The organism is Paraburkholderia sediminicola (genome assembly GCF_046030555.1).
GTDB classification, from domain to species: domain Bacteria; phylum Pseudomonadota; class Gammaproteobacteria; order Burkholderiales; family Burkholderiaceae; genus Paraburkholderia; species Paraburkholderia sediminicola_E.
Genome location: NZ_JAQQCH010000010.1, coordinates 252,319 through 261,699 on the forward strand (window position 1 = coordinate 252,319; position 9,381 = coordinate 261,699).

Sequence of the window (9,381 nt, forward strand, 5' to 3'; positions counted from 1 at the left end):
GCCCCTTCCCGCCTCTATCCTCCCTATGCGCCGCTCATCGTTTCTTGTTCGAATCATTCTGATTGGCATCCTGCTGCATATCTACGTCGGATTTCGGTTGATTCCCGACATGCCGGTCAATGCCGCCGGCCGATGGCTGTGCGCGTTGTGGCTGGTACTGTCGATCTTTCTGATACCGCTCGGCATGCTGGCGCGCACCATCAAACAGCAACCACTCGGCGACCGGCTCGCCTGGGTCGGTCTGCTGGCGATGGGGTTCTTCTCATCGCTACTGGTTCTGACATTCGCGCGCGACCTGGCGCTCGCGTCCCTGCTTACCGTCGATGCAATCTGGCCGAATACGATTGCAATCGCGCACTGGCGTATCGGCACGGCGGCAGCGGTACCGTTGCTTGCGTTGCTCTCGACGCTCGTCGGCCTGTTCAACGCGCGGCGCCGAGCCAGAGTAGTAACGATCGAAGTGCCGATCGACGATTTGCCGCCGGCGCTCGACGGCTTCACGATCGTTCAGATCAGCGATATCCACGTCGGACCGACCATCAAAGGTCGTTACGTGGACGCGATCGTCGACGCGGTGAATCGTCTGAAGCCGGATCTGATTGCCGTTACCGGCGATGTGGTCGACGGCAGCGTGCCGCAACTGACCCAACACACGCAACCCCTGTCGCGACTCAGTGCGCGTCACGGCGCGTTCCTGGTGACAGGTAACCACGAGTATTACGCTGGCGCGAACGCCTGGATCGATGAATTCCGACGCCTCGGGCTGACCGTTCTGCTTAACGAGCATGTGATCGTGGAACACGACGGCGCACGTGCCGTGATCGCCGGCGTGACTGATTACTCGGCGGGCCATCATGACCCCTTGCATCGCAGCGACCCCGTTGCGGCCCTCGCCGGCGCGCCGGGCGACGTGCTGATCAAAGTGCTGCTCGCGCACCAGCCGCGCTCCGCCGAAGCCGCCGCGGCAGCGGGTTTTACGCTGCAGCTATCCGGCCACACGCACGGCGGTCAGTTCTTCCCGTGGAATTTCTTTGTGCGTTTCCAGCAGCCGTTCACGGCCGGTCTCGCACGGCTGAACGGCCTGTGGGTCTACACGAGTCGCGGCACCGGCTATTGGGGACCGCCGAAGCGCCTGGGGGCCCCCTCGGAGATCACGCGATTGCGCCTTGTGCCCGGCGAGCCCGACTGAAGCGCCGGAGCAAACGCCCAGGCGCCATGTGTCACCGCGCCGAAGGCATACTGGATTGCGCAGCAAAAAAAGCGCGGACGTCCGCAAAGGACATCCGCGCTCCGGCGCTCACGCGCCGCTTCAGCTAATTTGTGTTACTGCGCGGGCGCTACCGCCACGCTGACCTGCGGTGCGTACGCCACCGACACTTCCATACCCGGTGTCACACCAGCAACCTTGGCCGGCTCGCGCCCCTGGATATGAAACACTGCGCCATTCGGGCCCTTCAAGGCCATGATGCCGGACGCGTGGTCGATGGTCTGGACTTCGGCGGTCACGTTCTGTGCAGTGTTCTGCTGCACCGGTTGAGCAGCCGTGCCATGACTATCGGCACCGCGCGTAACGCTGACCACGGCGGTACGCATCATGCGGATGTGGACCTTGCCGCCCTGCTTGATCTGCGTCAGGTTGCTCGTATCGGTGATATTGAACGAAGCTTCGCCGCCCTGTGCATCAAGCACAGTCACCGAATGTTTAGCCTGGTCGACTGACTTCACAACACCATCTGCCTGCAGCGTGCTGCTGCCTTCAAACGGTGCCGGCAAACCGGCGGCGAACGACACGAGCGGAGCAGCGACAATCAATGCACCGGCAATGATGCCAAGAGCTTTATCTTTCATATATTCCTTAATTGGGACGAACAGCGAAAAAGAGACGATGTCGTGCGGATCAGATGCGCCTGACATGGCGCAAGGACAACCGAAAAATTTCTGAGCAAAACGGTGAGAGTGAAACGCCGATTGAGCACGAAAAATTCACGACGTGTTTCGAAGTGTGCAAACAGTGTGTTTTCCGGGATGGATGCCGTCAATATTCGGAGTCCGTATTTATGCGAGGAAAATTCTGAGCTTGTCGTGGAAAATTCCGCAGGCATCCACAACTCATTCCGCGACTCTGCTTCATCTCGGCTTGACTTAACTTTGCAGAGCTGCCTAAAATTCGCCCAGTTCATTTAACCGGAATCACGATCTTGGACAGTAGCAGTAGTACCAGTCGAGCTTCGATTCGCCCGATCGCCTGATCGGCAAGATTTCCGCGCCAGCCTTTGCCTGTCGCCGTCTTGCCTTCGGGCCCGACGGTGCACGTCGTTTATACCTTCGTACTGCCAGTGAAGCGCTGCATGGCTCGATGCCAGGCCGTTGCTCCATGACTTCTAGCGCGCGAGCCTTGGGCTCGCTTGCCTCGTCACGCCTGACCGCGGCCACGTTCCACGTGTGGATTACGTACGGCTGTCACGCGTAAGGTTCACACTGTGCGAACACGCGCCTCAACCTTTCTTACCGATGACAATTGAATTCGTCTGGCGGCTCTTTGCCGCCTTCAGCTGTGGCGTCGCGATTGGCCTTGAACGGCAGATGCGCCAGCGCAATGCCGGTCTGCGTACCATCACGCTGGTCGCCAGCGGCGCGTGCCTGTTCGTCACGCTTGGCGTGCTGACCGGCAACGGCACGGCCGGTATCACGCAGATTGCCGCGTATGTCGTATCCGGCGTCGGCTTTCTCGGCGGCGGCGTGATCATGCGCGACAAGGGCTCCATTCAGGGGATCAACACCGCCGCGACGTTATGGTGCTCGGCGGCGGTCGGCGTATTGTGCGGTGCGGGGCACTACGGACCAGCACTCGCCGGCACGGCGGTCGTGCTGCTGACCAATACGGTGCTGCGCGGAGTCAGCCGTGCTATCAATGCGACGCCCGTTTCGAACGCCGATCTGGTGCGGGAGTATGTGCTGACGATCGTATGCCGGGAGACTGATGAGATTCACATTCGCACCGTGGTATCCAACTCGATGTACTCAGCGCCGCTGTCGTTCCAGAGCCTGACGAGCGAAGACGTCGAAGGCGATGCCGGACGCATCCGCGTTACGGCAACATTAAAGCTGCATCCGAAAGATCAGCCGAAGCTCGAACAGATGGCGAGCCGCATCAGTATGGAAAAGAGCGTATCGAGCGTCAGCTGGACGGCCAGAGAAGCGGAGCCGACGCCGGAGTGACCCAACATGCGTAAGCTCCCCATATTTGCGCGCATCGTCTACACTTAGCTTGCAATAGATTTAGACAATGTTAATTTTCCGTCCTGAATATGGACTGTCCCATAACCTTCGACTAAGCTCTGTCACCGTGAATTTTTCACACTCAACCATGGAGTCTCGATTATGGAACACGGCATCATTGCATGGCTCATCATCGGCGCGATCGCCGGCTGGCTAGCTGGCGTGCTCGTCAAGGGCGGCGGCTTTGGCCTGATTGTCGACATCATTGTCGGGATTGTCGGCGCGTTCATCGGCGGCTGGCTTGCCGGTGTGTTGCACATTTCGCTCGGCGGCGGCTGGATCGGTTCGATCATTACCGCTGTGATCGGCGCCGTCATTCTGCTGTTTCTTATCCGGCTCGTCCGGCGCGGTACCTGAGCGTTGCACCTGATGTCTTACGGCGTCAGGGGCGAATGCCACCTGACGCCGGCTTTACTTAGTGTTTAGAGAAGCCCCTCTACTGCCGGTAACATCGAGCCGGTGTCACGCAGCCGCGTGTGCCAGACGAAAGCCTGGTCCAGCCGATGCGGCGTTTGCCCACCCCATTGCAGGGCGTCCCGATAGTAGTCGCGAAGCAAATCGCGGTAGAGCGGATGCACGCACTTCTCAATGATCAGCGTAGCGCGTTCTCTCGGCGCCAGTCCGCGTAGATCCGCGAGACCCTGCTCCGTCACGACCACATCCACGTCGTGTTCGTTGTGATCGCAGTGCGGGACCATAGGCACGACACTCGAAATGCAGCCCCCCTTCGCCATCGACTTCGTCGCAAAGATCGCGCATGACGCATTGCGCGCGAAATCGCCCGAGCCGCCAATGCCGTTCATCATGTGCGTGCCGCCCACGTGCGTGGAATTTACGTTGCCGTAAATGTCGAACTCCAATGCGGTATTCAACGCGATCAGACCGAGCCGGCGAATCACTTCAGGATGGTTGCTAACTTCCTGCGGACGCAGCACCAGGCGATTACGATAGCGCTCGATTTCGCCAAATACCTGCGCCTGACGCGCAGCCGACAACGTGATTGACGCACCCGAGGCGAACGTCACCTTGTCGGCATCCATCAGGTCGAAGGTCGAATCCTGCAGCACTTCTGAATAAATTTCGAAAGCCTCGAAAGGCGAAGCGACAAAACCGGCTAGCACTGCATTGGCAATCGTACCGATGCCCGCCTGCAATGGCGGCAAGTGCCGTGGCATGCGCCCGCGCGACACTTCGTGCTGGAAGAACGCTATCAGATGGCCGGCGATCAGTTCGGTTTCCGTGTCCGCGGGCAATATCGTGGACGGACTGTCCGCCTTGTCGGTGATCACGATCGCAGCGATTTTCTCGAGCGGGATCTCGATGGCCTGCGTGCCGACACGGTCTTGCGGACGTACGATAGGCAGCGGTTCCCGATTCGGCCTGCGGCCCGGAATCCAGATGTCGTGCAGCCCCTCCAGCGCGAGCGGCTGGGCAAGATTGATTTCGACGATGACTTTATCGGCGAGGATCGCGAAGCTGGCCGAATTGCCAACCGAGGTGCTCGGCACAATGCCGCCCGTTTCGGTGATCGCAACGGCTTCGATAACCGCGATGTCGAGTTTGCCGAGCTGATTGGCACGCAGCATCTCCACAGTTTCGGACAGATGCTGATCGACGAACATCACTTCGCCACGGTTGATTGCATCGCGCAGGGTCTTGTCCACCTGAAACGGCAAGCGACGCGCCAACACATGCGCCTCGGTAAGTACGCGGTCCACGTCATGACCGAGCGATGCGCCGGTCATCAACGTAATCTGCAGCGGCTTGCCTTCCTGGCGCACCCGCTTGGCGAGTGCAAGCGGGACAGCTTTCGCGTCGCCCGCGCGCGTAAAGCCGCTGGCACCGACGCGCATGCCGTCCTGAATCAGAAGCGCCGCCTCGGCGGCTGAAATGATCTTTCCGCGCAGCGCGGCACACCGAATCCGGTCTTCGTACATGACTGAGTCTCTCCATGGTCACCATTCCAGCCTACCGGTGCGCACGTCTGCGGTGTGCTTCGCTCAGTAGCCGGATTGTCGCATCAGCCGCGGCGCCGCTTCAGGACGGCATCGCGGCCAGATGTTTCGTCGCGTGCAAAAGTCCCGCGACGGGTCTTACAGGTACGGCAGGTGTTACGCGTGGCGCTGTTTAGCTGCCGAAGTAGATATTGCAGAAGCTCACAGGTCCGACGCATTCTTCAGTTTTGGCCTTCGGTACAGCGACGCGGTTTTGCGCAGCGACGCTATCGGCGCGCGGTGCACTCGCTTGCGCGACCTGCTGTTCAGGAGCGGCCGGAGCCGTTTGTGCATGAGCGACAGCAGCGGACAAAGCGCAGGCAATCAGGGCAATCTTCAACACATTCATTTCGTTCTCCAGTACTTACGGTTGCCGCCCCGTAGAAAGTCCCCTTGGGGAATTGTGTGGCAGCGATGAAACTATATGACCGCCGCGCGCACGGATAAACGTGGCCAGATGGAAGTGACCTTTCCATCTGGCAGAAGGATCGGGACGCACGTCCAATTCAACGTCCACGGTCAACGCGCATCGAACGGTGCGTCTTTGTCGAGCAACGCTGTGCGGATGAAGTGCAGGCAGCTCAGGATGCGCTGGAGGTCGTGACGCTTGTCGCGGTCGGCATGAACGGTTTCCAGGACGTCCTGTGCGGCCCATGTGGCCGAGCGCACGGATACGAGCGCGCGCTCGAGACCACGCGTATCAGGCCGCTCGAAAAGTCGCGCGAGGTCGTCGCAAGTTCGCGCGAGACTGCTGCCCCAACGCGAATGAAGGGCGCACACGTAGCCGGCCCGCGCCGCTTCGTTGCGCAGATCGATCACGGCGTGCCCTACTTCGAGGGTGACGAGCATCCAGCGCAAGGCGTCACGGCGGCGTCGGGAACGCCGCGTCAGCAGCATGCGCAATTGCGAGGTCAGATCGTGTGTACTCGACTGAAAGCGCTGATTGAGCCCGGGCAATTCATCCTTGCACGCAGACACGACTTGCCCACGCAAATCATCCTTGATTCTCTCGGTGAGCCACGGCATATCTGTGGGAAAGACCACCGCGAAAACGATCGCTGCAAGCAGGAGCGACGCGGTAATCGCCATGCCGTTGTTGATCAGCAAATCGGGCGCGTACGTGACGACATTGTCCGGTCCGGCGAGCAGGCAGAAGAACACCGAAAAGCCGATGCCATACCCTGCCGCCAGCTTGCGCGACGCGATGAAGGCGCCGAGTGCAAGGACCGGGGCGAGCATCGCGCAAAGCAGGGGGAAACCGTCGATGTTCGGATACACGTAGCACATGAAAAGGTAGCCGGTCATTGTCGCCAGCACCGCGCCAACTGCCATCTGCACGGCCATTTTCGACGCGTTCGGCGCCGTGGACGTCAACGCGCAAACCAGCGCTGCGCCGATCACCGCAAGACCGCCGCTCGGCCAGTCGGTGGCGATCCAGAACCAGCCGGCAATCGCCATGACCGCCGCCGACCTGACAAAGGTGAACGCGACCACAAAGCCGTTCGTCTTGCTCACGTAGCGGCCAGCGGCACGCGGCTGGCCGCCTGGTTTGGACCGCACCAAAGCGGCGTAGGTGTCGGAGTAGCGGATCCATTCCTCGACAAACCGATATAACAGTTCCGCGGCCGTATCGAAGTCCGCTAGCGATTCGGCAGGCGCGGCTTCCAGTGGCCGTCTCGTTTCGCGCACCCGCCGTGGCAAGCTGGCCTGAAAGAGCCGCATGTGGGCTGCAATGCGCAGTACATCGGCGTTCACGTCCCCGGTTGACGACAGCAGCACCGACAGCTCGTGGAAGTACGGCGTGATGGCGTCGACCATACGGCGCGGGCCGCTGCCGCGTAGCCGCTTGAGCAGCTGATGCAGCGCGTGCAGTCGCGCGCATGCATCCATGAATTCACCGTTCAGACGGCTAAGATGCTGACTGCGTGAACGCATGGCTGGATCTTCGAAGGCCGCAAAAGTGCGGGTCGCTTCGAAACCGACGATCTCGTCGATGAGGTCCGCGAAACGCCGTTCGAACTGGCCACGCTTGATTCCATGACCCAGCACGTCGACAGCGAACGCAGTAAAATTTGTATATCGAATTTGTAGCGCGCGCCGCAATGCGAGGCTGGCACGCTGCGGCACGATCAGTGCACTCACCGCGCTTGAACACACGATGCCAACCGCCACCTCCGCCGCACGCGTGAGCGCCGCCAGAAACAGGTCGTGAGGCGCCGTGACATTCGGAATGCCGATCAGCGCCGCGGTATAACCCGCCAGCACAAAGCCGTACCATCTGAAATGCCGATACCGGACTGCTGCCGCGATACAGGCGCTCACCCAGCCAATCATGCCCAGCATGTACAGCTCAGGCTGCTGGACAAACAATGCGCCAAGCACCAGTGCAGCGACCGTGCCCACCGCAGTTCCGAGAATCCGGTAGAAACTCTTGGCGAGCACCATGCCGCTGAAAGGCTGCATCAGCACAAACACCGTTGTCATCGCAATGCGTGGCTGCGGCAGATCAAGCAGCATCGCAATGCCCAGTGCCAGGAGACCCGCGGTGACGGTCTTCAGCAGATGCAGCCAGATCAAACCGTCACTATTCGCCCAGTCGCGAATCGCCAGACGGAGCGTTGGCAACATGACTCTCCACTGCCGGCTGGAATCCGCCGTCGGTTTGATCGCATGTTGGCGTTTCATCAGAAAGCAACGCGTCCCGGTTTGTCGCTGAAAGAAGCACCGGTGAACTTTGCGCACGCCGGCAGGCAAGGCGCCGATTGTAGGAGTATGCGTTGCCCGTATTAATACAACCGGCGAGGAACGTCCTTTCCAGAACGAACAACAATGCGCGTGCAGGACAGGCGGACAATATGGCTTCAGCCGTGAAATAGAAGGATTGATGGATACGTTACAAAATATGCGAGTGTTCGTGCGCGTAGTCGAAGCCGGTAGTTTCACCGCCGCCGCGCAGTCGCTCAATTCGACTACCGGTGCAATGTCCCGCGCCGTCTCGGAACTCGAAGCGCATCTGCGTACGCGCTTGCTGAACCGGTCGACGCGGCGACTCGCGCTCACCACGGCGGGCGAGCGTTACCTGAAGCGATCGCAACAGATCCTTGCAGATGTCGATACCGCGGAAGAAGAAGCAAGTTGCGCGCACGAACGCCCGAGCGGCGCGTTGCGCATGCATAGCTTTGCCAGCATCGGCCAACATTACGTGCTGCCGGCCATCTCACGCTATCGCGCGCTTTATCCCGAGGTGACTGTCGAGCTGACGTTGTCGCAGCGCATGCCCGATTTGTTCGAAGGCAGCGCCGACGTCGCGGTGATCACCGCCTCGACTCTGCCGAATTCCGACCTCGTGTCGCTCCCGCTTGGTACAACGTTCAGCATCCTGTGCGCATCGCCTGCTTACGTGCGTGCGCATGGCGCACCGCAACAGCCGGGCGATCTGGCACATCACGAATGTCTGATCTTGCACACGCCGGCATTTCCACCCCACGAATGGGTCCTCGACGGCCCGAACGGCAGCGAGATGATGGAGGTGAACGGTCCGGTGCACGTGAACATCGCGGAATCGCTGCTCGTCGCGATTCGCGAGGGAATGGGCATTGGTATGGTGCCGCTTTATGCTGCGATTGCCGGGCTGCATGACGGGACGTTAGTCCGCGTGTTGCCCGAATATACGCTGCAGAAGACGAACGTTTATGCACTGTACCCGTCACGCAAATTCATCGACGCGAAGACGCGGACATGGGTCGAGTTCTTACGCACGCATCTGCCGAAGGTGATTGCACGCGACGAGGCATTACTTGCGGAAGTCGGCCAGATGAACGCGGCCGATGGCGTGGCGTCTGTAGGAATGGCCGGCATTGGGGATGGAGACGTCGCTGCACGCTGATGCAGATTTGAAGACGAGGAGCGGACCGCGCTTGCCTGCGACGCGATGAGCGAAGTGGCGAGCTATTTGTGATGACCTCGATGAGGCCGCCAGATAGATGACGATAATGTTTTATCTGGTCGACGGCTTGTACGTTGGGCACCGTCACGCGTGTTGATGTGTGACGCGCTGTGAGGTCGGACGTGCTTATCTGGAGCTGACGGGTTACTCGAACGTGTTGCG

At 60.3% G+C, this 9,381-nt stretch carries 8 protein-coding genes; 4 read left to right on the plus strand and 4 right to left on the minus strand.

Annotation, left to right across the window (positions count from 1 at the left end; genetic code table 11):
• The first annotated feature begins 25 nt into the window (after positions 1–25).
• Entirely contained in the window at positions 26–1,189 is a 1,164-nt protein-coding gene (locus PQQ52_RS16905) for a metallophosphoesterase (RefSeq protein ID WP_408213357.1), read from the plus strand.
• A gap of 134 nt (positions 1,190–1,323) precedes the next feature.
• On the opposite strand, the gene PQQ52_RS16910 is transcribed toward PQQ52_RS16905, so the two are convergent.
• Complete coding sequence (locus tag PQQ52_RS16910; RefSeq protein ID WP_408213360.1) at positions 1,324–1,848, minus strand: hypothetical protein; 525 nt, start codon at positions 1,846–1,848, stop codon at positions 1,324–1,326.
• 663 nt (positions 1,849–2,511) lie between these two features.
• Here PQQ52_RS16910 and PQQ52_RS16915 point away from each other — a divergent pair.
• Positions 2,512–3,219: an MgtC/SapB family protein gene (locus tag PQQ52_RS16915; protein ID WP_408213363.1), complete on the plus strand. Its 708-nt coding sequence runs from the start codon at positions 2,512–2,514 to the stop codon at positions 3,217–3,219.
• Positions 3,220–3,381: 162 nt separating this feature from the next.
• Positions 3,382–3,636 carry a GlsB/YeaQ/YmgE family stress response membrane protein gene (locus PQQ52_RS16920; protein WP_028197420.1) on the plus strand — a complete coding sequence of 85 codons (255 nt, stop codon included), beginning with the start codon at positions 3,382–3,384 and terminating at the stop codon, positions 3,634–3,636.
• Positions 3,637–3,701: 65 nt separating this feature from the next.
• Here PQQ52_RS16920 and scpC read toward each other — a convergent pair whose 3' ends face one another.
• From scpC to PQQ52_RS16935, 3 genes are all read right to left on the minus strand, one after another.
• On the minus strand, positions 3,702–5,216 hold the full coding sequence (scpC, locus tag PQQ52_RS16925; protein ID WP_408213366.1) for a succinyl-CoA:acetate CoA-transferase ScpC: 1,515 nt from the start codon (positions 5,214–5,216) through the stop codon (positions 3,702–3,704).
• Between the two features lie 190 nt (positions 5,217–5,406).
• Complete coding sequence (locus PQQ52_RS16930; protein WP_408213368.1) at positions 5,407–5,622, minus strand: hypothetical protein; 216 nt, start codon at positions 5,620–5,622, stop codon at positions 5,407–5,409.
• Between the two features lie 170 nt (positions 5,623–5,792).
• Positions 5,793–7,958 carry an FUSC family protein gene (locus PQQ52_RS16935; protein ID WP_408213370.1) on the minus strand — a complete coding sequence of 722 codons (2,166 nt, stop codon included), beginning with the start codon at positions 7,956–7,958 and terminating at the stop codon, positions 5,793–5,795.
• Between the two features lie 199 nt (positions 7,959–8,157).
• Between PQQ52_RS16935 and PQQ52_RS16940 the strand changes: the two genes are divergently transcribed.
• Complete coding sequence (locus PQQ52_RS16940; RefSeq protein WP_408213373.1) at positions 8,158–9,159, plus strand: LysR family transcriptional regulator; 1,002 nt, start codon at positions 8,158–8,160, stop codon at positions 9,157–9,159.
• Positions 9,160–9,381: the final 222 nt, after the last annotated feature.